At 42.8% G+C, this 25,966-nt stretch carries 23 protein-coding genes and 1 pseudogene; 17 read left to right on the top strand and 7 right to left on the bottom strand.

All coding sequences use genetic code 11. The features are described from left to right. Nucleotides 1–275 precede the first annotated feature (275 nt). On the top strand, nt 276–2,129 hold the full coding sequence (gene typA, locus LTAR_RS16235) for a translational GTPase TypA (RefSeq protein WP_062423358.1): 1,854 nt from the start codon (nt 276–278) through the stop codon (nt 2,127–2,129). Nucleotides 2,130–2,156: 27 nt separating this feature from the next. Here the strand turns inward: typA and LTAR_RS16230 are convergent, their stop codons facing one another. Further along, nucleotides 2,157–2,348, bottom strand: a complete 192-nt coding sequence (locus LTAR_RS16230; protein WP_062423357.1) for a hypothetical protein — start codon at nt 2,346–2,348, stop codon at nt 2,157–2,159. A gap of 365 nt (nt 2,349–2,713) precedes the next feature. Between LTAR_RS16230 and glmS the strand changes: the two genes are divergently transcribed. Both glmS and LTAR_RS16215 read left to right on the top strand, forming a co-directional pair. Further along, nucleotides 2,714–4,558 carry a glutamine--fructose-6-phosphate transaminase (isomerizing) gene (gene glmS, locus LTAR_RS16225; RefSeq protein ID WP_062423356.1) on the top strand — a complete coding sequence of 615 codons (1,845 nt, stop codon included), beginning with the start codon at nt 2,714–2,716 and terminating at the stop codon, nt 4,556–4,558. Nucleotides 4,559–4,777: 219 nt separating this feature from the next. Next, nucleotides 4,778–6,160 carry a LysM peptidoglycan-binding domain-containing protein gene (locus LTAR_RS16215; protein ID WP_062531846.1) on the top strand — a complete coding sequence of 461 codons (1,383 nt, stop codon included), beginning with the start codon at nt 4,778–4,780 and terminating at the stop codon, nt 6,158–6,160. Nucleotides 6,161–6,278: 118 nt separating this feature from the next. Here LTAR_RS16215 and LTAR_RS16210 read toward each other — a convergent pair whose 3' ends face one another. Next, nucleotides 6,279–6,905, bottom strand: a complete 627-nt coding sequence (locus LTAR_RS16210) for an ArsR family transcriptional regulator (protein WP_062423353.1) — start codon at nt 6,903–6,905, stop codon at nt 6,279–6,281. 107 nt (nt 6,906–7,012) lie between these two features. Here LTAR_RS16210 and LTAR_RS16205 point away from each other — a divergent pair, with 107 nt between their 5' ends. The 11 genes and pseudogenes from LTAR_RS16205 to LTAR_RS16160 all read left to right on the top strand — a co-directional run bounded on the left by LTAR_RS16205 (nt 7,013) and on the right by LTAR_RS16160 (nt 16,718). Beyond that, nucleotides 7,013–7,702 carry an NADH-quinone oxidoreductase subunit B gene (locus LTAR_RS16205; protein WP_081420039.1) on the top strand — a complete coding sequence of 230 codons (690 nt, stop codon included), beginning with the start codon at nt 7,013–7,015 and terminating at the stop codon, nt 7,700–7,702. Continuing rightward, nucleotides 7,699–8,079, top strand: a pseudogene (locus LTAR_RS17700) (NADH-quinone oxidoreductase subunit C); the annotation flags it as partial. The gene LTAR_RS16205 and the pseudogene LTAR_RS17700, both read left to right, overlap by 4 nt. A gap of 258 nt (nt 8,080–8,337) precedes the next feature. After that, a complete protein-coding gene (locus tag LTAR_RS17695; protein WP_062423366.1) occupies nt 8,338–9,441 on the top strand; it encodes an NADH-quinone oxidoreductase subunit D in 1,104 nt (367 codons plus the stop codon). A gap of 15 nt (nt 9,442–9,456) precedes the next feature. Further along, complete coding sequence (locus LTAR_RS16195) at nt 9,457–10,083, top strand: 4Fe-4S binding protein (protein WP_062423352.1); 627 nt, start codon at nt 9,457–9,459, stop codon at nt 10,081–10,083. Between the two features lie 10 nt (nt 10,084–10,093). Continuing rightward, nucleotides 10,094–10,417 carry a hypothetical protein gene (locus LTAR_RS16190; RefSeq protein WP_062423351.1) on the top strand — a complete coding sequence of 108 codons (324 nt, stop codon included), beginning with the start codon at nt 10,094–10,096 and terminating at the stop codon, nt 10,415–10,417. A gap of 10 nt (nt 10,418–10,427) precedes the next feature. Beyond that, on the top strand, nt 10,428–11,501 hold the full coding sequence (locus LTAR_RS16185; RefSeq protein WP_062423350.1) for an Mrp/NBP35 family ATP-binding protein: 1,074 nt from the start codon (nt 10,428–10,430) through the stop codon (nt 11,499–11,501). Nucleotides 11,502–11,511: 10 nt separating this feature from the next. Then, complete coding sequence (locus LTAR_RS16180) at nt 11,512–12,363, top strand: PSP1 domain-containing protein (protein ID WP_062423349.1); 852 nt, start codon at nt 11,512–11,514, stop codon at nt 12,361–12,363. Further along, nucleotides 12,347–13,078, top strand: a complete 732-nt coding sequence (locus LTAR_RS16175; RefSeq protein WP_062423348.1) for a PIG-L deacetylase family protein — start codon at nt 12,347–12,349, stop codon at nt 13,076–13,078. The genes LTAR_RS16180 and LTAR_RS16175 overlap by 17 nt, the downstream gene beginning before the upstream one ends. A gap of 93 nt (nt 13,079–13,171) precedes the next feature. Beyond that, nucleotides 13,172–13,861, top strand: coding sequence for a FadR/GntR family transcriptional regulator (locus tag LTAR_RS16170; protein WP_062423347.1), 690 nt, complete (start codon nt 13,172–13,174; stop codon nt 13,859–13,861). 9 nt (nt 13,862–13,870) lie between these two features. Beyond that, nucleotides 13,871–15,673, top strand: a complete 1,803-nt coding sequence (locus LTAR_RS16165) for a 2-oxoacid:acceptor oxidoreductase subunit alpha (protein WP_062423346.1) — start codon at nt 13,871–13,873, stop codon at nt 15,671–15,673. 1 nt (nt 15,674) lies between these two features. Then, on the top strand, nt 15,675–16,718 hold the full coding sequence (locus LTAR_RS16160; protein ID WP_062423345.1) for a 2-oxoacid:ferredoxin oxidoreductase subunit beta: 1,044 nt from the start codon (nt 15,675–15,677) through the stop codon (nt 16,716–16,718). Between the two features lie 38 nt (nt 16,719–16,756). On the opposite strand, the gene pyk is transcribed toward LTAR_RS16160, so the two are convergent. From pyk to LTAR_RS17690, 5 genes are read right to left on the bottom strand one after another with little or no spacing between them, the layout of a single operon-like run. Next, nucleotides 16,757–18,208, bottom strand: coding sequence for a pyruvate kinase (gene pyk / locus LTAR_RS16155; RefSeq protein ID WP_062423344.1), 1,452 nt, complete (start codon nt 18,206–18,208; stop codon nt 16,757–16,759). A 13-nt stretch (nt 18,209–18,221) separates the two neighbouring features. Further along, nucleotides 18,222–19,532, bottom strand: coding sequence for an acetyl-CoA hydrolase/transferase family protein (locus tag LTAR_RS16150; RefSeq protein ID WP_062423343.1), 1,311 nt, complete (start codon nt 19,530–19,532; stop codon nt 18,222–18,224). Nucleotides 19,533–19,547: 15 nt separating this feature from the next. Beyond that, complete coding sequence (gene rocD / locus LTAR_RS16145; protein WP_062423342.1) at nt 19,548–20,750, bottom strand: ornithine--oxo-acid transaminase; 1,203 nt, start codon at nt 20,748–20,750, stop codon at nt 19,548–19,550. An 8-nt stretch (nt 20,751–20,758) separates the two neighbouring features. Beyond that, the gene (gene argF / locus LTAR_RS16140) at nt 20,759–21,682 is read right to left on the bottom strand and encodes an ornithine carbamoyltransferase (RefSeq protein WP_139044607.1); all 924 of its coding nucleotides are present in this window, start codon (nt 21,680–21,682) and stop codon (nt 20,759–20,761) included. Nucleotides 21,683–21,709: 27 nt separating this feature from the next. After that, nucleotides 21,710–21,940, bottom strand: coding sequence for an FmdB family zinc ribbon protein (locus LTAR_RS17690; protein ID WP_081420035.1), 231 nt, complete (start codon nt 21,938–21,940; stop codon nt 21,710–21,712). A gap of 172 nt (nt 21,941–22,112) precedes the next feature. On the opposite strand from LTAR_RS17690, the gene LTAR_RS16135 reads away from it, so the two are divergent. The 3 genes from LTAR_RS16135 to LTAR_RS17315 all read left to right on the top strand — a co-directional run bounded on the left by LTAR_RS16135 (nt 22,113) and on the right by LTAR_RS17315 (nt 25,954). Beyond that, entirely contained in the window at nt 22,113–23,243 is a 1,131-nt protein-coding gene (locus LTAR_RS16135; protein ID WP_062423340.1) for a phosphate/phosphite/phosphonate ABC transporter substrate-binding protein, read from the top strand. A 107-nt stretch (nt 23,244–23,350) separates the two neighbouring features. Beyond that, complete coding sequence (gene phnC, locus LTAR_RS16130; RefSeq protein WP_062423339.1) at nt 23,351–24,127, top strand: phosphonate ABC transporter ATP-binding protein; 777 nt, start codon at nt 23,351–23,353, stop codon at nt 24,125–24,127. After that, nucleotides 24,128–25,954 (top strand): PhnE/PtxC family ABC transporter permease, encoded by a 1,827-nt coding sequence (locus LTAR_RS17315; RefSeq protein ID WP_062423338.1) that lies wholly within the window; start codon nt 24,128–24,130, stop codon nt 25,952–25,954. It begins immediately after the preceding gene. Nucleotides 25,955–25,966: the final 12 nt, after the last annotated feature.

Here is a 25,966-nt window from a genome sequence, read left to right as displayed (position 1 = left end):
CTTTTTCTGTTTTGTTCCCTTTTTGATAGCGGGGTCGGATGGTTTCTACTAATTCTCGCTTGCTTTGTTGACTCATCATAGCTCCCTCGGCAGCTCTCTATTCTCTGCCCAAGGTAACATCTATTGTGAGGCAACGTTTCTCCTAAAGTTACTTTTAATTTGAGGCAATGCGATTATAAAGAAAAATACCAGGTTTAATACAATCGCGATATAATACCTGTTCGCGCCCAGGGCGCGATTTGTTTTGTAAAGAGATGGTTAGGAAAGAGAGAAGTATGCTTACTGAACGAAAAGATTTACGCAATGTGGCCATTATTGCCCACGTTGATCATGGAAAGACAACTCTGGTGGATGGTCTTTTAAAACAAGCCAAAACCTTCCGAGATAATCAGCAGATAGTCGAACGGGTCATGGATTCAAATGATTTAGAGCGGGAACGTGGAATCACTATTTTAGCCAAAAACACATCCGTCATTATCAATGATCCTGAAACCAACACACCTGTAAAAATCAATATTGTTGATACTCCCGGGCATGCGGATTTTGGCGGTGAAGTAGAACGGGTAATGAACATGGTGGATGGTGTTTTGTTACTCGTTGATGCTGCCGAAGGACCCATGCCGCAAACCCGGTTTGTATTGAAGAAGGCACTCGAGATGGGTCATAAAGCCATTGTGGTAATCAATAAAATGGACCGCAAAGATGCAGAACCGGACCGCACTTTGAATGCCACTTTTGACCTTTTTGTGGAATTGGGTGCCAATGAAGAACAGGCTGATTTTCCTGTTATTTATGCCAATGCCATAACCCAACAAGCAGGAGAAACTAAGGAGCTTTCATCAGATCTCCAACCTCTTTTCAATGCTATTCTAAAATATATCCCTGCTCCAAAAGTAGATATAGATGCTCCATTTCAGATGCTGGTGACCAACCTTGGATATGATGATTATCGAGGCGTTACTGCTGTAGGACGCATATTTGCCGGTAAAGTATCAGCCGGGCAGGATGTCGCCAGGATCAAGGTGAATGGTGAGATCGTCCCTGAAAAGATGAAATACCTTTATACCCATCAGGGATTAGAAAAGGTTTCTGTGGATGAGGCGACCGCTGGCGAGATTATCTCTATAGCCGGATTGGAAGGAATTGGTATCGGTGAAACGCTGGCAGATGCATTAAATCCAATTGCTCTTCCTCCAATTATGGTGGAAGAACCTACTGTCAAAATGACCTTTGCTGTTAACAATTCACCGTTTAAGGGCAGAGAAGGCAAATGGAGCACCAGTCGTAATTTGCGTGAACGGTTGATGAATGAATTGCGCAACAATGTGGCTTTACGTGTGGATGAAACTGAAAGCCCGGATACTTTCATTGTTTCTGGCCGGGGCGAGTTACATCTGGCTATTTTGATTGAGACTATGCGCCGTGAAGGCTATGAATTCCAGGTTTCCAAACCTGAAGTCATTCTTAAAGATGGGCCAGATGGTAAGCCTTTGGAACCATATGAAGAATTACACATCGAAACCAACCAGGAGACTGTAGGTATCGTTGTGGAAATGCTTGGTACTCGCCGTGGAAAAATGCTGGATATGGTCAATACCAATGAGAATACTGTTCGATTAACCTATCTCATCCCCACACGTGGATTGCTGGGTTTCCGCTATCAATTCCTTACCGCTACACGCGGAAACGGTATTATGAACACTATCTTCCACGGATACGGTCCATACACCGGTGCTTTTTCTACTCGTGCTACTGGTTCTATTGTAGCCTGGGATACAGGTCCTACAACTACATTCGGGTTAAAAAATGCCGAAGAGCGTGGAACTCTATTTGTTGGAGCAGGATTGGATGTTTATGAAGGCATGGTTGTTGGTGAAAGAGCCCAACCCGGTGATTTGACCGTAAATGTATGCAAGAAGAAACACCTGACAAATATGCGTTCTTCCAATAAGGATATTGAAATTCGGTTGACTCCGCCTCGTAATATGAGCCTGGATGAAGCCATTGAATACCTGGAGGAAGATGAATTATTGGAAGTCACTCCGGTAGCTTTCAGGATTAGAAAGAAGATTTTGAATACAGAAGATCGTGGAAAGATGACCAAAAAGGCAAAAGAAGAAGTTGCATAAAAAAATCGGGGTCTAACCCCGATTTTTTTATTCTGATGATGCTTGATTCTTACTGCCAATTTCAACCATTTGGATTTGCACTTGATAACGCTTTCCTTCGATCTCCATTTTCCCATTGGCATAATACCCTTTTGAACCAGTTTTAAATTCTTTCGGGGGCAATGCCATGACATTCAATACGGTACCTTCTCCATTTTTTATCTCTGCCACAATAATCATTTCGACCTCCAATTTATACTTTGAATTATACGTGCGATATGGTATATTTCAGAAATATCAAAATAATCAGGAGGCAGCGTATAAGAAAATATCAATCCAGTTCATGGGAAAAAATAGCGCACGGCCTGCACAGGCATAGGGGAAGTTGAGCCAGCAGGTGACGAGGATGAGGGTTCTTCATTGCAAAATGAAGTTAACCGGAGAATTCCGGGAAAATCGACAGATCAGCGGATGCCCTCCAGATATTTTTTTCTGATTTTTCCCAACAAATTGAACCTCATATTTGACATCATTTTTGCATGTCAGAATCCTGAATGCAGATAATTTCTGTATTCACATTGCGCATTTTACATTGGAGGCTAAACATGTGCGGTATTGTTGGATATATCGGTGGTAAAGATGCCACGCCGATCATTTTGAATGGATTACGCAAACTGGAATATCGTGGATATGATTCTGCCGGTATAGCAGTCTTGGACGGCGATAACAAAATTGAACTTCGTCGTGATGCCGGAAAACTGGATAATCTGTGCAACCTTGTCAATCGTGAGCCTATTAGCGGAAATGTGGGGATTGGACACACCCGTTGGGCGACTCACGGCGAACCTAGTGCAAGAAACGCACATCCACATATTGGATCAACAGGACGTGTTGTAGTAGTCCATAATGGCATTGTTGAAAATTATCAAGAATTACAAGATGAATTGGCCGCCGAAGGTGTGGAATTCAATTCTGATACCGATACAGAGACTATTGTCCATCTTATCGAACGTTATATAACCATCACCGGTAACCTGGAGGAGGCTGTTCGAAAAACTCTGCAACAAATTCGCGGCGCTCATGGGATTGTTGTACTATCTGCCGATGAACCGGACAAAATCATTGCAGCCCGGATTGGTAATGCAGGTGGTGTAGTGATCGGGTATGGAGAAAATGAGATGTTCGTGGCGTCTGATATTCCGGCAATTCTGGAACAGACCCGAAAAATGTCCTTCCTGGAATCCAGGCAAATGGCAGTTGTCACTCGAAAGGGTGTAACTGTCCAGACTCTGGATGGGAAACCAATTACACCTGCTATTCAAACTATTAATTGGGATCCCATAGCGGCAGAAAAAGGGGAATACCGTCATTTCATGCAGAAAGAAATTCACGAACAGGTTCGCAGTCTGACAGATACCCTGGCAGGGCGGGTCGATTTTGACAAAGGCCTGATCCAATTACCACAATTGAAATTGACAGCTGAGACAGCCAGGAAAATTAATAAAATCATCATTACAGCCTGCGGTACAGCCCAGCATGCCGGTCTGGTGGGCAAGATTTATATCGAAAAGATCGCCCGGATTCCTGTGGAGGTGGATATCGCTTCGGAATTCCGATACCGTGATCCCATCATACAACCTGGAACAGTTGTATTGTCCATCAGTCAATCAGGCGAAACGGCGGATACACTGGCTGCCATGGAAGAAGGGCGTCAGAAAGGAGCCATACTGTGGTCCATCGTCAATGCCATTGGATCACAGGCCATGCGGGTGGCAGATGGGTATATTTCCATGCAGGTAGGTCCGGAAATTGGCGTGGCTTCGACGAAAGCATTTACAGCCCCTCTTGTTGATCTGTATATGTTGGCTGTTTTACTGGCTGATTTACGTGGAACATTACCCGTCGAACAACGGAAAAAACTTGTCAATGATCTGCGAATGATCCCGGATCTGGCGGGAAAATGTCTCGAACATGAGCCAGAAGTAATGTCAATTGCTCGCGATATGAAAGATGCCAGAGACGCCCTTTACCTGGGCCGTGGCATCAACATGCCTATTGCTTACGAAGGTGCTTTGAAATTAAAAGAGATTTCTTATATTCATGCCGAAGGATATCCGGCGGGTGAAATGAAACATGGGCCAATTGCTTTGATTGACAAAGACATGCCAGTCATTGCCCTGGCTCCAAATGACCCCTGGTATGAAAAGATGGCCAGTCAAATTGAACAGGCAAAAGCTCGTGGAGGTAAAGTTATCGCCGTGGCAACAGAAGGGGATAAGAATGTGGAGCATCTGGCAGATAGCTGTTTGTGGGTGCCTTCGATCCCCTGGATGTTAAGCCCTGTCCTTACAGTAATTCCGCTACAGATGCTGGCATACCATATTGCGTCTATTCGCGGGTTGGATGTTGACCAACCAAGAAATCTGGCTAAATCTGTCACGGTAGAATAATTGAACCTTTAAAAAAAGATTGGAACAACTCAATCGGGTTGTTCCAATCTTTTTATTTAATTGACCATTGGAAAAACTTCAGAACTAAATTGATCATTTCAAATTTATACTATTAATATGCTGAACATAAGGAAATTCTGCGGCATATTCCTCATTTTTACTCTTGTACTTGCCTGCAATCTACCTGTAAATCATCCTTATACTGGAATTTCTCCTATTTTGACAGCCACAGCAGCTGCCAGATTGGCGTCACCAATATCAACAAATGATTCATTCAATATTCTATCGGCAGGAAATAAGTATATATACACCATCCAATCCGGAGATACTCTTTCAATAATATCTACTCGATTTTCTATCGGTGTTGAAGATTTGGTCCGGCAAAATCCAACGATAGAACAGAAAAATTTGGCTGGAACATTGATGGGGGGAGAGTCACTGATCATTCCCCTTCCTGCCACAATAAATTGGAATGAACAGGTTATTATTCTGGATGATGCTTGTTTTGTATATGGACCTTCTGAAATTAATTTTAATCTTGAGAACTATTTACAAAGTCGCAGCGGTTGGATCTCCAATTACATTGATGAATCTGGTGGAATTACTGTAAGCGGACTTCAAATCATACGAAGTACTGCAGAAAATTACTCCATATCACCGAAGGTTTTATTGGCTTTGTTGGAATATGAATTACATGCCATTTCCAGCCCACAAGTACCAGCCTCATTTTCACTGGGGAATAATGAGCCAGCTCGGAAAACTCTTGGGAAACAGCTATCCTGGGCAGCGAATATCCTAAATAATGGATATTATGGTTGGAGGGAAGGAAAGCTGTTAGAATTTTCGGATAGTTCAGGTAAACAAATCAGACCAAATCCAGCCAACACAGCTGCCTCCGTTGGTCTGATGTATTATTTTTCCCGATTTTTATCGGGATATGAACTAAATAAAGCAATATCCGCAGATGGATTCCTGGCCACATATAGCGCTCTTTATAATGAGAATGGCTCAAAAAAGGATTCAGAGATCAATTTAATACCGGCTAATTTGTCACAGCCAGATCTGACACTGCCTCTTCAACCGGGACTGAAATGGGCCTTTACTGGTGGTCCGCATTCCGGCTGGGGAACCGGGTATCCCTTTGCTGCAGTAGATTTTGCACCCCCTTCTGAAATTGCCGGTTGTGATCCTTCACCTTACTGGGTGACAGCTCTTGCAGATGGAGTGATCTCGAGGGTTGATGTTGGAAGCCTGACATTGGATCTTGATAAGGATGGCCATTCTGAAACTGGATGGACAATCCGGTATCTGCATATTGCCATGGATAGAACATTTTCAGTGGGAACATCAGTATCAAAAGGTGAATATTTAGGACATCCATCCTGTCTGGGAGGAAGTTCATCTGGAAGAAACGTCCATATTGCTCGTTTGTATAACGGAGAATGGATTCCAGCTGGAGGAGCCATTCCTTTAAATCTTGGCGGCTGGGTTGTATCGAATGGCGAAAAAGAATATAAAGGATACCTGACAAAAGAGGACAAGTCACTCTCATCAAGTTCATCAGGCGAATGGTTCAGCCAACTCCCAGAACAAGATAAATGATTATGTGGGTAAATGGATTAACATTACTGAACTGCGTATAGGCACTTCATCTTAAAAAGTATTTATAGAAAAATTATTATGAACTCATCTTTTTGAGTATATTGCTTTAAATCATGGTTTATTTATTTAAGGAGTTATTGCTCATAATAAAACGGCAATAGCCATTATGATAAATTTGATCTATTGTTCCCACTGCCTCCCAATTGTGCCCAGACATAAATTGTAGAAGTCCCAAATCCAACTTACATGTCAAATCATTACCAGTTCTAATTGATTCATAAGGGCAGTGTCGAAAAATAATTTCAGGTCCATTTTTCCCTGCCTCCCAGGAGGCGAAATAGTTGTGTTTGGTAAACCATTCAACAATTTCGCGAATTGATAATCCTGTTAACTTTTTTCCAGGGTTCAAATCAATTAACATCCAATCAACGATTTTTTCTATGCTTTCAACGGAAGGTTTTCCGGTTAAATCTGACAAATGATCCATTATCACCTGGCACAGCTCAACAATATTCTTTTCAGAAGAAGAAATGAGACGTCGAAAATTGGGTGCTTTCCTACCCGCTTTTAATCCAGTGTCATGCTGGGGTAACTCGCAAACGATACCGATATTTTTAAATTTCCGAAGATGATAGCGGATTACAGGCTCAGAAAATCCTGTACCTGTTGCTAATTCATGAACGGAAAGAGAACTGGCTTCACCCAATTTTTCCAGAATTATTTTTGATGTAGATAGTTTGGTCATACTATATTATGTAAAAAATAGTTTATGCAATTATAAACTTGACATGAAGATTCTGAATGATAGAATCGTCCTATCAAATTACAGTGACAATTTATGGAAGGAGCCAGATGACAGAGGAAAAGCTGAATACGTCTGGACTTGAAATTCCAAAAGAATTAGAGAATGTTATTCAACTAACAACATTGGATCGTATCTACAATTGGAGTCGTCGCAACTCTGTCTGGCCTATGATGTTTGGACTGGCATGCTGCGCCATAGAAATGATTTGTACTGCCGCCAGCCGATATGATTTATCCAGATTTGGAATGGAAGTGATGCGACCAAGCCCACGGCAGGCAGATGTAATCATCGTTTCGGGAACAGTCACGAAAAAAATGGTTCCCCAGATTGTCCGACTTTACAACCAAATGGCAGAACCGAAATATGTGATTTCCATGGGCGCCTGTGCCAATGGGGGTGGTCCATTTAAGGAAGGGTATAGTGTAGTTCCCGGAATAGACAAATTTCTTCCCGTCGATGTATATATCCCCGGATGTCCACCTACTCCCCAGGCTTTGCTGAACGGCTTGATTACATTACAGAAAAAAATCGATGGAGAGTCTATCTCTAAAGTTCGATGGTATCAAAAGAATGTTGAAGAGGGTATTCCTATACCGGTGTTAGGTCCTGATCTGATGGATCCTCGACAATATGATGATATCTCGCGTTTTGGCCGTATCCAATCTCCCGAAATTGTAGATGATGACCATATTAAAAACGAAGAATTGGATGAAAACGATACGGGAGTGGCCTCATGAACGATCCGGTAGATAGTTTTATGAATTTCGATCTGATCTCCCGCTATCCAGGTTTGGTTAAAAAAGATCAAAGAACCGGATATTCTGGATATATTGTGGAGGCGGATTGCCTGGTCCAATTTGCACGGGCTGTACGTGATGAGCTGGGTTTTGATTATCTCTCGATGATCACAGCAGCAGACTACTACCCTGATGATTTAATGGATGTTATCTATCTTTTATATAGAACGACAGGAGGACCTGGAATACTTTTTAAAGTACAGGTATCACGATTAGATTCTAAAGTACCCAGTCTGAGTTCCATATTTGCCGGAGCAGAACTACAGGAACGGGAAGTCTGGGATATGTATGGGATATCATTCGAGGATCATCCTGACCTGAGACGGATTTTGCTTTGGGATGGCTTTGAAGGTCACCCTCTACGAAAAGACTGGAAGGAACCTTTATTTGAAGAAGATTCAAAGCCATATAAAGACCGCTGGCCTGCTGGAAAACACAAACGTCAAGAGGATCTAAATCCGTTTAAAAATAATGTATCTTACCCGATTGGTTTTGAACCCGAACATTTTTCCTCAAATAATGAGAAAGCCCTCTATGATGCATTGAATAAAACCTCAGGCAATCTGAATGGTAGTTTGAAAACAGACCAGATTATCGTCAATCTTGGTCCACAGCATCCATCCACTCACGGTGTTTTCCGGATGGCTGCTTTATTGGAAGGCGAAACAATTATCGATCTAAAACCTGTGATGGGTTATTTACATCGCAGTCATGAGAAGATCGGTGAGCGAAACACATTTCTGCAGAACATGCCTTATACAGACCGGTTGGACTATATCTCATCAATGAGCAACAATTTCGGTTATGCATTGGCTGTTGAAAAACTAATGGCTGTTACTCCACCAGAACGCGCTGAGTATATTAGGGTAATCATGGCTGAATTGACCCGTATCAGCAGCCACATCATGACGACGGGTTTTTTATTAAACGAACTCGGCGCCATGTTTACCCCATCTCTTTATGCTTTGGAAGAACGCGAGCTCATCCTGGATATATTTGAAGAGGTTTCAGGTTCGCGAATGATGTGTAACTATTTTCGCTTTGGTGGAGTTGTGCGGGATATTTCTGATAGTGTTATTGAAAAAATTCGAAAACTGGTTTTTAACCGGCTGCCCCGCAAGATTGATGAACTGGATCGGTACCTTACTCACAACGAAATCGTAAGATTGCGCACAGAAGGTGTCGGTGTTTTGACGGCGGATGAAGCCGCGGCTTATTCTGCTGGTGGTCCACTTCTCAGGGCATCGGGTGTTCCGTACGACGTCCGAAAAGCTGAACCCTATTCTATTTATGATCGATTCAAATTTGATGTTGCTGTAAGGTACCACGGTGATATTTATGACAGATATCTTGTCCGTCTGGATGAAATGCGTCAGAGTATACGAATCATCCAGCAGGCTATCCACGATATTCCCTCCGGACCCGTGATGACAGGAAAATCACAATACCAGCCCAAAGTTCCAGCCGGGGAAGCATATGGCCGGGTGGAAGGTCCTAAAGGAGAATTGGGGTTTTACATTGTTTCCGATGGAAAACAAAACCCTCGACGGTATCACGTACGTGCGCCCTCATTTATCAATCTAACTGCGTTAAGTGAAATGAGTAAAGGGGAAAAAGTGGCGGATGTCATTGCAATTCTGGGTTCCATTGATATTATCCTGGGTGAAGTAGACCGGTAATCTGGAGGATTTATTATGGATGGATCTGGAATCATTCGAGGTTTACTTATCCCTTTGAAACACTTTTTTGTTACATATATTGATGATCTTAAGTGGCTGGGAAAGAAGTATTTCAAACCAGAAGGAATTTCACTGAGATCATCGGCAGAAACTCGTGGAATTTTCACCGTTCAATACCCTGAAGAAAAGTTGCCTGTTCCGGAAGAATTCCGATTTATTCCATTCCTGGTTTACGACGAAGGTCAAGATGGTTCGCGACAAATCCGCTGTACAGCCTGTGGTATCTGTACAAAAGTTTGCCCACCACAATGCATATGGATTGAACGACACAATGATGCTGAAACGGGTCGTCCTGTTTCCACGCCAGTCTCATATACCATTGATATCGATCTATGTATGAATTGCGGTTTTTGTGCTGAATTCTGTCCATTTGATGCCATTCGAATGGATCATGATTACGAGTTGGCCAATACGAATCGATATGAACACGATGTACTGCAGCTTGAAGAACTACTTAAACCAGCCAGTTATTACGCCAGCATAAGACCTGAAAATTACACACGGGAAGAAGTGAGAAAAGCAGAGAAGCTGGCATCTAAAACTATAAAAACCACTGAAATGGATACGGCAAACCCGAATTAAGGAAACTTAGATGTATAATCCAGAAACAGAAGTATTATTTCCAAGTAAAGCGATTGGAAGCCTCGGGAAAATCCGTGGAAAAGTTTGGCAAAATCTGGTTGAGCAGGTAAAGAATGAACCAGTAGAATCATTGAAACAGACAGCTTTTCTGTTAATAATGATCAAAATCAGCGGGTGTATTACCTGTAATGTGGATTCGTTTCGAGCCATGCGGGGATGCCCAGCCTGTGCACAATTGAATATCCGAAGATATAAAGGATCAGATGATGATCTTTTACGACTGTATGATCAGGCAATAAGAGATGTGAAAGCATCCTCCATAAAAATGAAATAGAGGTAAGGTGATGACAATAACCAAAGAAAATGTGCTCGCTGCACTATCAACTGTGCAAGAGCCGGAATTACACCGTGATCTGGTTTCTTTAAACATGATAAAAGATATATCGATTGACGGTGGAAATATTAGTTTTACCGTTGAATTGACTACGCCGGCTTGTCCTCTCAGGGGAAGAATTCAAAATGAAGCAAAAGACGCCGTTATGCGCCTTCCAGGTGTAGTGAATGTGAATGTTAAATTAGATTCGCGGGTTGTATCCGATGGTCGTGATCGCGGTGTTCTTGGGCTTTCCGTGAAAAATGCCGTTGCCGTTGCCTCAGGGAAAGGTGGAGTAGGTAAATCGACGGTTTCGGTTAACCTTGCTATTGCTTTGGCAAAGACTGGAGCCAGAGTAGGATTATTAGACGCCGATATTTATGGCCCTAACGTACCCACCATGATGGGAATTGACCATTTGCCTCCAGCATTAGGCGAAAAGATGTTACCGGCAGAAGTCTATGGTGTAAAGTTGATGTCAATCGGATTTCTTGTTAAACCAGGGCAGCCCCTGATTTGGCGTGGACCGATGCTTCACTCTGCCATTCGTCAGTTTTTAACTGATGTAGAATGGGGCGATCTTGACTATCTGATCATTGACCTTCCACCAGGCACAGGAGATGCTCAACTCAGCCTGGCGCAATCGCTTGCTCTTAGTGGTGCGGTGATTGTCACTCTTCCTCAGGCTGTCTCTCTCGAAGATGCCAGTCGGGGATTACAAATGTTCAAAGTGCTAAATGTTCCCATTCTTGGCGTAGTAGAGAATATGAGTTATTTGGAACTTCCTGATGGCACCCGGGTTGACGTATTTGGGAACGGTGGCGGTGAAACGTTGGCAAAAGAATCAGATGTTCCATTCCTTGGAACCATTCCCATGGATCCAGATGTTCGCAAAGGCGGCGATGGTGGAACACCTGTCGTTGTATCACTTCCAGATTCAGCTTCAGGGAAAGCCTTTATAGATATTGCCGGTAAAGTCGCTGCCAGTTTGAGTATTGCAGCGAAAACAGAAAATAGCGGTTTGACCATTAAGATGGTCGAATAGGAGTATATCTATGCCGCCTTCAATTGTCGGAGTACGATTTAATCCTATTGGAAAAATCTATCATTTCGATTGTGGAAAGATCACAGATCTGACACTGGGCGACTATGTAGTTGTAGAAACCAGCCGGGGAAAACAACTCGGACAAGTTTCACAAATCATCACCGACCCTGGTTCTCCTCCTGAAGGCGGTTGGAAATTAATAGAACGAAGAGCAACACCACGCGATCTTGTTACCAGACAAGGTTGGCAGGCTAGAGAACCGGAAGTCGTGGAATTTGCCCGGGATCGCTCCAATGAACTAAAACTCATTGGAGTAAAGATAATTTCCTCAGAATTCAGTTTTGATGGAACAAGGTTAACAGTTTTTTTCAGCACAGAAACGGAAGAAAAAGCTGATCTGAAATCTCTTCGTCAGGATATTCAACGTCGTTTTGCCCCTTCACAGGTTGACTTGCGTCAGATCGGTCCCAGGGATGTAGCAAAAAATCTTTGCGGTATCGGCGCCTGTGGTTTGGAAAAGCGCTGTTGCTGCCAATTCTTATCTGAATTTAGTTCTATTTCCATCCGGATGGCCAAAGAACAGGGAATATCTTTGACACCGGGTGAGATCACAGGCATGTGTGGTCGTCTGAGATGCTGCCTGTCATATGAATTTGAACAATATACAGAAGCAAGATCACACCTTCCCAAACGCAATAAAGAGGTTAAAACACCTGTGGGAGTTGGAAAAGTAGTAGATGTTCGTCCATTGCAAGAAATGATAACGGTTGAGATTCCTGAAGTTGGATATCGGGAATTTCATATCTCCGAACTCACAATCGTTACACCAACTGAGGAAAAAAGTAGTGGAAAACAACAATAATGGGTGGGATTCAAAGAAGAGAATTCTCGTTGTTCTGGCTCACCCGGACGATCCTGAATTTTTTTGCGGTGGTACTCTGGCTTTATGGGCTAGAGAAGGGCATGAAATTAAATATTGCCTGATCACAAATGGAAATAAAGGCTCTGATGATCCGAATATGACACCAGAGAAACTGGCTGAGATTCGAAGAGACGAGCAGAAGAAAGCGGCAGCAATCATCGGAGTCAATCATATTGAAAACCTTGGTTATGATGATGGTATGCTGGTATCTGATTTGAAAGTACGAAAAGACGTTGTACGAGAAATCAGAAAAGTCAAGCCTGACATTCTCGTTTCCTGTGACCCTTTGAATTTCTTTCCAAATGATAACTACATCAATCATCCAGACCATAGAACCGCCGGTCAAATTGCTTTGGATGCCGTATTCCCGGCCAGCGGGAATCGTATGTTTTTCCCTGAATTGATATCCGAAGAAGGTCTGGAACCGCATTCTGTGGAAGAGGTATGGCTTTCATTAACTGCTCAACCGAACACAACTTTGGATATAACTCAGACATTTGAAATAAAACTATTGGCTTTACATGAACATAAAAGTCAGATTGGGGATCCGGTTGAATTTGACAAAAGGATGAGATCCACACGTCATTCGAAAGATTCGACTGACGCCTCCCCTCGATATGAAGAGACATTCAAACGGATTATTTTTAGAAAATAGAAAATAATTACAAAATAATCCTCGGTTGACATTAAATACAGCCGGGGATATACTTTAATCATCTTAATCATCAGATTAATAAGATTATTATACATGACTGGTAATTACCTTAACCCTTTCCTGATTTTTCTTGCAGACCCTAAGAATAAAGAAGGTTGCCGGCTTCCATCATTAAGCGAATTGAGTAAAACAACTCAAACCAGTATCCCCAGTCTACGTGAACAATTGGAAGTAGCGCGAGCGTTTGGTTTTGTTGATGTTCGACCCAAAACAGGAATCAGAAAGAATAAATATCGGTTTACTCCAGCGGTAACAGCCAGTCTTGGTTATGCCATAAAAGAAGATTCTGGCCTTTTCGATTCTTTTGCCGATCTGCGAAAACATATTGAGGCAGCCTATTTTGAAGAAGCGGCAGCTCTATTAACAAATGAAGATATTCAAATTCTTGATGAGCTGATAATTTCTGCCAAAACAAAACTTAACAATAAACCTGTCGAAATCCCGTTTTATGAACACAAACAATTTCACCTTTTGATGTACAGTCGCCTTAATAATCCGTTTGTCACTGGCTTACTTGAAGCTTACTGGCAAATGTATGAAGATGCGGGCTTAAATCGTTACACCGAATTTGAATACCAGGTTCGAGTTTGGAATTACCACGACAAAATTGTTGCTTCCATTCGAAGTGGTGAATTCTCAAATAGTAAAAAAGCTCTGTTGGAACATATGATTCTTCTTCAACAACGCCCAGAAATCCGACAGACAAAGAATACCTTTGAATAGAGGCTTGAAATGGAATCCATTATCAATAATTTCAATCTGACAGTCAGTACAATCAACGGTTCCGGAAGCGCAACAGCCAATACAACCCTGTTACGAGCTCTTTTCAAGATGGGTATTCCAGTCTCTGGTAAAAATATCTTCCCATCCAACATCCAGGGACAACCTACCTGGTTCACTATTCGAATAAGCCAGGCAGGATATCTGGCACGGCAGGAAAAAGATGACATTGTTGTTGCCATGAACCCGGCAACTATTCAAAAGGAAATTGATTCGGTTTGTCCCAATGGTGTTTTATTCTATGCTGATCATATTCAATTGCCAGAAACACGGACAGACATTCACCTTTATCCCATGCCGGTAAAGAAAATCATGCATGAAGCGGAAATCAGTCCGTCTGTACGCGATTACGTGGCAAATATGGTATATGTGGGAATTGTCGGCCAGATTCTGGGAATGGATATGGATAAGGTTCATCTGGCATTGAATTTTCATTTCAAGGGGAAAGATTCAGCTGTAAATGCCAATTGGAAAATCGTGGAGACAGCAGCAAATTGGGCACAAGAAAATTTGAAAAAAGAAGACCCATATAAATTACAATCGCTGCCAGCATTAAACGATTTTATTATGGCAGATGGTAATACTGCAGCCGCTCTGGGGGCGATCTATGGTGGTGTTCAATTCAACGCATGGTATCCCATAACACCGGCGACAGGTATTTCTGAATCTCTGAATGAATACCTTCCTCAGCTCAGAAGGGACCCGGAAACAGGAAAGGATACGTTTGTCGTCGTTCAGGCAGAAGACGAACTCTCGGCTGTTGGCATGGCGGTGGGAGCCGGTTTTGCCGGTTTGCGGGCGATGACATCCACCTCCGGTCCAGGATTATCGCTGATGTCTGAATATCTCGGATTAGCATATTATTCCGAGACACCTATCGTGGTTTGGGATGTTCAGCGCATGGGGCCATCTACAGGGCTTCCAACAAGAACTTCACAGGGTGACCTGACTCAGGCTTATTTCATCAGTCATGGTGACACCCAATATGTTCTTCTTTTTCCCGGTTCGGTAAACGAGTGTTTTGAATTTGGTTGGAGAGCTTTTGATATTGCAGAAAGATTACAGATGCCGGTAATTGTCCTTTCTGATCTCGATCTGGGTATGAATGAATGGATGACCCGCAAATTTGAATACCCGGATCTACTAATGGACAGAGGGAAAGTACTTTGGGAGAATGATCTGGAAAAGATGTTGAGAATTCGAAACGGCGATTGGGGAAGATATCTGGATATTGATGATGATGGCATTCCATATCGAACAATTCCGGGAAATACGCATCCTAAGAGTGCCTATTTAGCCCGTGGCACCGGTCATGATGAGTATGCTCAATATTCGGAAGATAATGTTACATGGGAAAAAGGGCAAAAACGCCTTGAAAAGAAATACCACACAGCCAAAAAATTCGTTCCCAGACCGGTCATACAGACTGGGCCGGCAGCGGCCTTTGGGATAATTGCTTATGGTTCTACAGACCAGGCGATTCTCGAAGCACGCGATCTGTTGCTGGCAGATGGCGTTTCCACAGATTACTGCCGCATAAGGGCATTGCCTTTTACATCAGAAATCAAGAGATTTATTGAAGAGAATTCAAAGATATTCGTTGTTGAGAGTAACCGGGACGGTCAGATGTTCCAATTGCTTCAAATGACTTATCCTGGATTGGCTGAAAAGCTTGTCAGAATATGCCACTCAGATGGTTTGCCACTGACTGCCAGGTGGATCTGCGAATCCATTCAATCGTATTGGGAGAAATAAAATGCCTGAAAATTCACCCACCTCACCAATAAACCAGATCGGGTTAACCCGCGCAGATTATAAAGGTGCAGCAAGTACTTTGTGTCAGGGATGCGGACATAATTCCATCGCCAATCAAATCATAGCGGCCTGTTATGAATTGAATATTCGACCGGAAAAAACTATGAAATTTTCCGGAATCGGTTGTTCCAGTAAGAGTCCCACATATTTTCTTGGTCATTCTTTCGGATTCAATGGTTTACATGGAAGAATGCCATCACTGGCACAAGGAGCCGGATTCGGCGATACCAGTATGCGTATAATCGGTGTCAGTGGTGATGGTGATACAGCCAGTATTGGTTTCGGCCAATTTAAACACCTGGTACGCCGGAATCTGCCAATGACATATATTGTGGAAAACAATGGGGTTTATGGTTTGACAAAAGGACAGTTTTCCGCCACTGCAGAACGCGGAAAAACCCTGAAAAAACAGGGAACCAGCCGGTATCTTCCAGTTGATATTTGTATGGAAGCATTAATTTCCAATGCTTCCTTTGTCGCCCGGTCTTTTGCCGGTGATCCTAAACAGGTAAAAGACTTGATTAAGGCGGCATTAAGCCACCGTGGACTTGCTGTGCTGGATATTATTAGTCCATGTGTAACTTTTTATAATTTAGAAACAGCCTTACATTCGTATTCCTGGGGAAAAGACCACGAATCTCATCTCCATGAACTTTCTTATGTGCCGCCAAGAGATGAGATCATGGTTGAGGATTTTGAGGAAAATACAGTTCGTGAAATTGAACTGCATGACGGTTCAATGGTTGTCCTGAAAAAATTGGATCGCGAGTATGATCCAACCAGCCGTTGGGATGCCATGCATATGTTGGAAGAAGCCTATGTGAATGATTGGCTGGTGACTGGATTAATTTATGTCGATCCCGATCAACCTTCCATGTATGATTTGTACAATCTTGTCGATACACCTCTGAATAGATTGACCCAAAAAGAATTGCGTCCATCCAAAGAATCATTGGATAGATTGAATTCACAGATGTTTAGTTGAAAAAAACCGCCATCAAGGCGGTTTTTTTGTAATAGTTTCTATTTATTGGCACCTAACGTATGCAGAAGTACAAAATTGGGCGGACGCATTTCACCAACAGGGAAGCCGGATATCAAAATCACCTGTTGTCCGACTTTCATCAAAGACGATTCAATAATGGCATCTTCAACTGTCTTGATCATTGATTCCACTGTCGAGGCAAAAGGTACAAGGAAAGGAGTAATTCCCCAGTATAAGCCTAAACGCTGATAGGTGCGTTTATCGGGTGTAAATGCCAGCACTGGTACATGCGGACGTGTCTTTGACATCACACGGGCAGTATGGCCACCGCGGGTGAATACCGCAATACAGGAGACATCTGTATCCTGTGCCAGTTCTTTGGCTGCTCGGGCAAGCGAATATGAATCATCATGAAGGCTTAATGGATCTGGAGTAGGATGGCAATGCCCCCATTCAGCATCATGCGCTTCAGCCTCTTGGATAATTGAATCCATCATTCGGACGGCTTCAACAGGGTAGGCACCGCTGGCTGTTTCTCCGGAAAGCATTACAGCATCGGAACCATCGAAAATTGCATTGGCAACGTCCGATGCTTCTGCACGGGTTGGACGGGGGTTCTGGATCATCGACTCAAGCATTTGAGTGGCAGTAATCACCTGCCTCGATTTTTTATTTGCTGCTTCGATAATCAATTTTTGCATAATCGGAACCAATTGAGGAGAAGTTTCAACCCCTAGATCACCTCGGGCTACCATTACACCATCAGCTACATTCAAAATAGCATCTAGATCAGCAATCGCTTCAGGTCTTTCCAATTTGGCAATTAATCGGGTATCGATCCGCGCAGGGTTTATATCCGAAATGGCTTGACGGACAATTTTAATATCGTTGGCTGATCTTACAAAAGAAATAGCCACATAGTCTACTTCTTCTTTTAATCCAAATTCAAGGTCTTCTCTATCTTTTTCCGTAAAACCGGGAATTGTTATTTCACTTCCAGGAAGGTTGACCCCTTTGTGCGAGGTTAATTTCCCACCGAGAGAGACTACCGCTTCAACGGAATCGGTTTTTGATGATTTCACAATCAATTCCAGACGACCATCATCGAGCAATACCCGGCTGCCTTCGCGGACAGAGCGAGCCAATTCCGGAACTTCCATTGGAATAACGTGATCAATTCCCGCAGGTGGCATGGATGCCCGGGCTGTTAATAAAACGATTTCGTCTTTTTTTAATTCAATACCTTGTTCAGGCAGGTTGCCAACTCGCATCTTCGGTCCCTGCAGGTCTTGAAGAATGGATATGGGTTTGTGAATATCTTCAGATATTTTTCGCACCAGACCAATTCGTCTATGATGATCTTCGTGTGTACCATGCGAAAAATTCAGTCGGACAACATCCACACCGGCGATTAATACGTCACGCAGCTTCTCTTCTGTATCACAGGCCGGGCCAATAGTTGCAACAATCTTTGCTTTTCGTTTATTCATAGTCATTTTTTTATTAGATATAGTTAAGTTTCTTTGCTTCAAATATAAGTTCGTCTCTAAAATCAGGATGAGCGATGGAAATCAATGATTGGGCTCGCTGCCGTATTGATTTTCCATACAAATCAACCATTCCGTACTCTGTCACTATATAGTGTACATGACTTCGTGTTGTAACAACACCGGCTCCTGATTTAAGAGTCGGAACGATACGATTTATTACTGCCCCATTGGAGCTTACAGAAGAACTTGGAAGTGCAATAATGGGCATACCTTCTTCTGCTAAAGAAGACCCATAAATAAAGTCCATCTGCCCACCGGTGCCGCTATACAACCTCGTGCCGATAGAATCTGCGCAGATTTGCCCTGTCAGATCTACCTCTATGGCTGAATTGATAGCAACCATTCGGTAATTTTTTGCTATTGTGAATGGATTATTAATATATTCCGTTCGATAAAATTCTACGATGGGATTTTTATCCACCCAACGATGTAATTTTCGACTTCCTAAAAGAAAACCAGTAGCAATTTTCCCTGTATGAATTGTTTTACGGGAATTTGTCACTACACCATTTTCCACCAAACGAATAACTCCGTCAGATATCAACTCAGAATGAATTCCCAGGTCTTTCTTATGACCAAGATATTTTGTAACGGAATCTGGAATAGCGCCAATACCCAATTGCAGAGTAGCACCATCTGGTATGCGTTCGCCAATATGCGCACCGATCTTATCCATAACTGGATCTGACCCATCATTCCCCTGGGGCATTTCAGCCAGAGGATAATCCACAGGAATGATGGCATCCAATTTGCTGATGTGGATTTTTGTATCACCACAAGTAGTCGGCATTTGTTCATTTATTTCTGCCAGAATTAGGCGCGATGACTCTGCCGGGCCTTTTGTCATTCCATTTTCAATACCAAAAGTACAAAAACCTTCATCATCAGGAGGTGAAAGATGAACCAGGGCCACATCGACGGGCAGAATACCCTTCATAAATAAGAGCGGAAATTCAGATAAAAGAATTGGTGTAAAATCTGCGCGGCCTTCATGGACAGCTTTGCGAACATTTGCACTGATGAACAATGTATTCACCCGCAAATGCCCGGCAAAAGGAGGTGCTGCGTAATCTTCATCTGTAACCGTAAGTGCCTGACAAACCTCAACGTCATGAATTTCTGGCGCATACCGCATGAGGGCTGATAACAACTCACGGGGAACTGAACAATTCCCCGTGAGAAAGACACGTTGTCCAGATTTTATGAAACGGACCGCATCATCAGCCGAGACTATTTTTCCCGCGTACTCGGTTTTCCAATCCATTTTTCTTTTTCCTGGTCAGGAATCTAATAATACTTTTCGAATCTTTTCCAGCGCCCAGTCAATGGTAGGACGGTCGATGATCAATGGAGGCGCAAAACGGATAATCTGTTGATGAGTTTCTTTGGCAAGAATACCTTCATTTTTCAAGGCTTCGCAGTATTTACGAGCTCCGCCGGCTTCTTCTTTGATCTCAACACCAATTAAGAGACCTTTCCCGCGTACTTCTTTGATTTTCGGACTGTTTATCTCTGAAAGTTGTTCCAGGAAATACTCACCTTGAATGGCAGCATTTTCGATCATTTTTTCTTCGACGAGTACTTTTAGAGATTCCCGTGCCACGGCAGCCGCGAGAGGATTTCCACCGAAAGTAGATCCATGTTCACCTGGATTGATCAATCCAAGAATTGATCGATCTGCCAGAACTGCAGAGACGGGATAGAACCCTCCACCAAGTGCCTTACCAAGAATAACAACATCAGCACGAACATCATCGTGCATAGTGGCGAGAAGTTTCCCTGTGCGACCAAGTCCAGTTTGAATTTCATCGGCTATAAATAAAACGTTGTTTTTCGTGCATAAACTGCGAACTTCTTTGATATAACCAGCCGGTGGAATATTCACACCCGATTCGCCCTGTATGGGTTCAATCATTACGGCCACAGTATATGGAGTTATCGCTTTTTCAAGTTCCTGCGTATCACCAAATTTTACAGAAACAAAACCAGGGGTATGTGGACCGAAATCATCTTTATATAATGGCTCCGATGAGAAGGAAATGATTGAAATCGTTCGTCCGTGGAAATTTCCCTCGGCTACAATAATCTCAGCTTTATTACGTGGAACTTGTTTGCTAACATAACCCCATTTACGAGCAACTTTTAATGCAGTTTCTACGGCTTCAGCGCCACTATTCATGGGTAGAACCATTTCGTAACCCGTTAACTCAGAAAGCTCTTTATAAAAAAGAGCCAACTGATCATTACGAAATGCCCGGGATGTAAGGGTTAGTTTGCCAGCCTGTTGAATTAAAGCATTCAAAATTCGAGGATGGATGTGACCCTGATTTAATGCAGAATATGAACTTAAGCAATCCAGGTATTTATTCCCGTCAACATCGTAAACCCAGACGCCTTCTCCTCTTGAAAGAACAACATCCAATGGATGATAATTGTGCGCGCCAATTTTCTCTTCGAGATCAATATATTCCTGGCTTTTCATAGATATCTCTATCGGAAAAGACTTACGATAATAGCTTTTTGGGCATGCATTCTGTTATGAGCCTGTGGGAATAGAACTGAATGCGGTCCATCAGCCACCTCATCTGTAATTTCCTGACCACGATGTGCTGGTAGACAATGCATGACAATTGTTTCTGGTTTGGCTTCTGAAACAAGTTTTGCATTTACCTGATATGGTGGAAATACCTTTTTCCGTTTTTCAGTTTCTTCTTCCTGACCCATGCTGGTCCATGTATCTGTATAGATAACATCGGCATTTTTTACGGCTTCATGTGGATCACGAATAGTGCGAATAGAAGAACCGGACTTTGCCGCAAATGTCTTTCCTTCTTCCAGAGCCTTGGAGGATAAATCATAGCCTTCAGGTGAAGCCAAGGTGAAATTTGCACCTAATTTGGAACAAATATGAAGTAATGAAACAGCCACATTATTACCATCACCAACAAAGGTGACATTAAGTCCTTTAAGACTGCCAAATTTCTCAATTATTGTCAGAGCATCGCCCATACCCTGACACGGATGATCGTAATCACTCAGAGCATTAATAACTGGAATCGAGGCCCATTTTGCCAGATCGAGAACATGTTGATGGGCGAACACACGTGCCATAATGACGTCGACATAACCTGCTAAAACACGAGCTACATCAGCCACTGATTCGCGTTGACCAAGGCCGATTTCATTAGGGGATAGATACAAAGCATCTCCACCAAGCTGACGCATAGCCATATCAAAACTTACGCGTGTACGAAGGCTTGGCTTTTGAAAAATCATTCCTAACACCTTGCCTTTGAGAAGAGGTTTGTTTTCTCCTTTTTCAAGGCGTTCCTTCTTTAATTCAATAGCCAGATCAAGAATTCCCTGGAGTGCTTCTGGTGAATAATCAGCAATGGAAATGAAATCTTTCTTCATAATAATATGCTCCTTTTATTGATCAAGTTAGTGGTGACAGGAACCGCATGAACCACCGCTGCACCCCCCGCAACCGGAATGACCGGTTGAACTCAGGGAAGGGGAACCAGCGGATTGCGCATAGAATTTAGACAGTAATCTATGGGTATTGTTACTCTTACAATTGGAACAGGATATTGGTAAATCTGCTTCAGAAAAACAACGGCGGACTTCAAAGGTCTGCCGGCACTCGGAACACTGATATTCATAGATGGGCATGATTTTCTCCTAAAATGATTCTACCGCCACGCGCATGATCATGTCAATTTTATTCCCATTTAATAAAGATGTCATAATACTGCGTTAATACATCAATGATCTTACATTGCTTGCCCACTTATTAAAACCGGGCTATTATTAAAACATTCTAATACTTCCAAAGGAGAGCAATATGCAAAAGAAGAATAGTTTTGTTCTCGTTATTGCTGCACTTATGACCATTGCTTCTATGTTGCTGACTTCCTGTCAGCCAACTCCTGCACCAACAGAAGCACCAAAACCAACTGCGGTTGAACCGACAAAAGCTCCTGAACCAACAAAAGCAACTGAACCGACAAAAGCCGCCGAGGCAGAAGTGGGAAGTGCTGGACATCCAATTAAAGTCCTGTTCGTCCCATCCACAGATGCCAACGTCATAGTGACCGGTGGGAAGATCATGGCGGATGCCCTCGAAAAAGCGACCGGCTACAAATTCGAGGTTTCAGTTCCGACTTCCTATGCTGCCACCATTGAAGAGATGTGCGCTTCTCCGACCGATACCATCGGTTTTATTCCCGGTCTGGGATATGTGTTGGCCAATCAGCTTTGTGGTGTTGATGTTGCTTTTAAAGCTGTTCGGTATGGCTCTTCTGTCTATTGGGCAGAATTCATTGTGAAACGTGATAGCGATTTTAAGGATATCAAGGATTTGGCTGGAAAAAAGTGGGGATATGGTGATGTAGGTTCTACATCTGGTTACCTCGTTCCTTTAGCCATGTTCAAAGAAGCCGGGATTGAACCGGGAGAAAAAGTAGCCACCGGCGGTCATCCACAATCGGTTAAGGCTGTTTACAATGGCGAGGTTGATTTTGCCACAGTATTCTATACTCCACCTTCCGTTCCCGAAGGGAAAGAAGCATGGAAGGAAGGTGCAGATCCTGATATTCCGGCTGATTTGATCAAAGAATGCAAAGTTACCGAGGATAAGAAGTCACTCATGTGCGGCGGTTATAAAGTCAATGATGCCCGTGCCAATATTCGTGAAGAGGCTCCTGATGTAATTGAAAAGGTCAAGATACTGGCTGTTTCTCCATCCATTCCGAATGACACACTCTCTTTTGGGCCTAAATTCCCGACTGATATCAGAGAGAAAATTTCAAAAGCATTGATTGAATTCGCAAAAACAGATGACTGGAAGAATTCAATTGGTAAACAGGATTTCTATGCATGGAATGGTATTGCAGAAACCACTGATGCAGAATATGACTTTGTTCGCACCATGGTGGAAGCTGCCGGCATAACGCTCGAAAAGTTGGGTAAATAATAAACTATTTATTTTTAGCCCGGAGTTCGTATGCTGAACTCCGGGCTTTTATTAAATACCATTGATATTGGTTAAAATATCCTATATTTTCATTGAAGGTCAAATGTATGGAACACTCCCCTCAAAAAAATCTTCTTGAAGTAAAGAACCTCACCAAAGTATATGAAGGAGGGGTTAAAGCACTTACAGATGTGAACTTCAATGTGAAGAAAGGTGAATTTCTGGCCGTCATTGGTTTGAGTGGATCAGGTAAATCAACATTACTACGTTGTATAAATAGACTTGTTGACCCGACTTCAGGAACTATTATTTTTAACGGACAAAGTGTTACTGGAGCAACCGATGAAGAATTACGTATGATCAGACGGAAAATAGGTATGGTTTTCCAACATTTTAATCTGGTCAGTAGATCAAGTGTTTTGACAAATGTTCTTTCAGGAAGATTGGGCTATGCAAATCCTGCCTGGAGCTTAATAAATCGATTTTCAGATGAAGATATAAAATTCGCTATACACCAGTTGGAACGTGTCGGAATTGCCGATAAGGCAAATTATAGGGCAGATGAACTCTCTGGAGGACAACAACAGAGAGTAGGAGTTGCCAGAGCTTTAATGCAGGATCCTGAAATGATTTTGGCGGACGAACCAGTGGCTTCATTGGACCCAGTTCTGGCACATAGCATCATGCAATATCTCGAAGAAATCAACAAGAAAGATGGTGTTACTGTTTTATGCAGCCTCCATTTTCTTGATCTTGTACACCGTTATTCCGATAGGGTTATAGCGTTAAATAATGGCCAATTGGTTTTTGATGGTCTTCCAAAAGAAATTGATGACAACAAATTTAAAGAAATTTACGGCAAAGACGCCGAACGGGTGGGCTAAATGAAAAACAATCAAAAACCTAAAGCCTCCATATGGCGGTCATTGGGATTGGCTGCATCCATTATTGCTGCTGTGATCATTTATGCATATGGTTTTCAGGTGACAAAAGTTAATCTTGAAGAGACGAAATCTCCCCGCCGGCAGGAACAATTGCTTCGGATCATCCGGGCTCTGGCAAAACCCGATTTATTTGTGTATGACAAAACAGAAGTCAAAATCACCGTACCTGTCCAGGTTCCCTGTCCATCTAAGGATTGGAAACCGGCGGCACCTGATACAACCAGACCATATATTGTTGTAACACCTGCATGTGCCGATCCAGGGACAGAAGTTGTTATTGAAGGATTTAATATGCCGGCCAAAACCGAAGGGCCGTTGAATTTCTTACCACCGAGCAAGGTGAATCTAAGCCTTGGAGATATCCAAACCGATGCAAATGGTTATTTTAAAATTTCAGCCAAACTCCCGAATCGACCCAATGATGCCGCTCAAACTATCGAAGCCATTGTTCGCCAGCCCGTTGGTGCACCACATTTAACTCAAACGGCCTACGATACCTGGGAAAAAATCATTGAAACCATTTTCCTTGCCCTTCTGGCAACAACGATCGGAACAATACTTTCCATTCCGCTAAGTTTTCTTGCCGCCCGGAATTTGATGAAAGAGATTGTTAGCAATCTATTGGGACTCTCTGCCCAAGTGATTGCTATACCGGTGGGCTTCGTCATCGGTCGTTATGTAGCTGACTGGATGGGATCACTGGGGGATAGTATTTCGCAAAATATCATTATTTCCGTGGGAATCATTATTATTTTCCCTGTTCTTTTGGTTCGTTTGGTCAAATGGGCGTTCCCAGAAGAAGAAATTCACAAACCGAAACTATCAACGCGATTATTTCGGATGGCAGGGATATCCCTGGGATTGTTGATAGGATTAATAACAATTGCCATTCTGGCAGGTTTAATGGAAATACTTGGACATTATCTCCAGGGAGTTCTTGGTGGATTCGGCTTCCTGGGCTCGTTCCTTATGAATATTGGTCAGATTCTACGGATGTTGATTTCACTAACAGCCGCCTTAACAGCCGCCGGGGTATTAGGCAGCTATGCAGGAAAAATGGGTGTCAATTTTCAGAAAAAGTTCTCCGTTAAACAAACAAAGATTGTTGGCACTTTAATGGCTATGGCTGCCGGAGCAATGATTTTTGTGTTATTGGGCGCAGCCATAAACTGGTTATATCAAATTGAAAATCCTATCTACTGGGCATTTTGGCCTGCTGTAGCGGGAGCCATTGGCGGCCTGATTGTCGGAATTACGACCAGTAAGAATGACCTTCTTCCTGTTGGAATAATTATCTACTATGTAACACGTACAATCCTCAATGCACTTCGATCCATTGAGTCATTGATTATGGTTATTGTATTTGTTGTATGGGTAGGTATTGGGCCTTTTGCCGGTGTTCTGGCGCTTTCACTGCATACAGTGGCTGCACTTGCCAAGTTATATTCAGAACAGGTCGAGAGTATTTTGAGCGGCCCGGTTGAAGCTATTAAAGCTACTGGTGCGAATTGGATGCAAACCGTTGTCTATGCCGTTGTGCCACAGATCATTCCCCCATATATATCTTTTACCATGTACCGGTGGGATATCAATGTCCGCATGTCAACCATTATTGGATTCGCCGGCGGAGGAGGAATTGGATTCTTACTTATTCAAAATATTAATCTGCTAAACTACAGAGCTGCTTCTGCGCAAATGATCGCTATCGCGATTGTGGTGGCATCAATGGACTATTTAAGTTCCAAGATGCGCGAGAAAGTGGTATAAACTTGGTTTATT

The sequence above is a fragment of the Leptolinea tardivitalis genome (assembly GCF_001050275.1).
GTDB classification, from domain to species: Bacteria; Chloroflexota; Anaerolineae; order Anaerolineales; family Anaerolineaceae; genus Leptolinea; species Leptolinea tardivitalis.
Note: the sequence above shows the minus strand (reverse complement) of the source record. Positions and strands in the feature narration are given on the sequence as shown.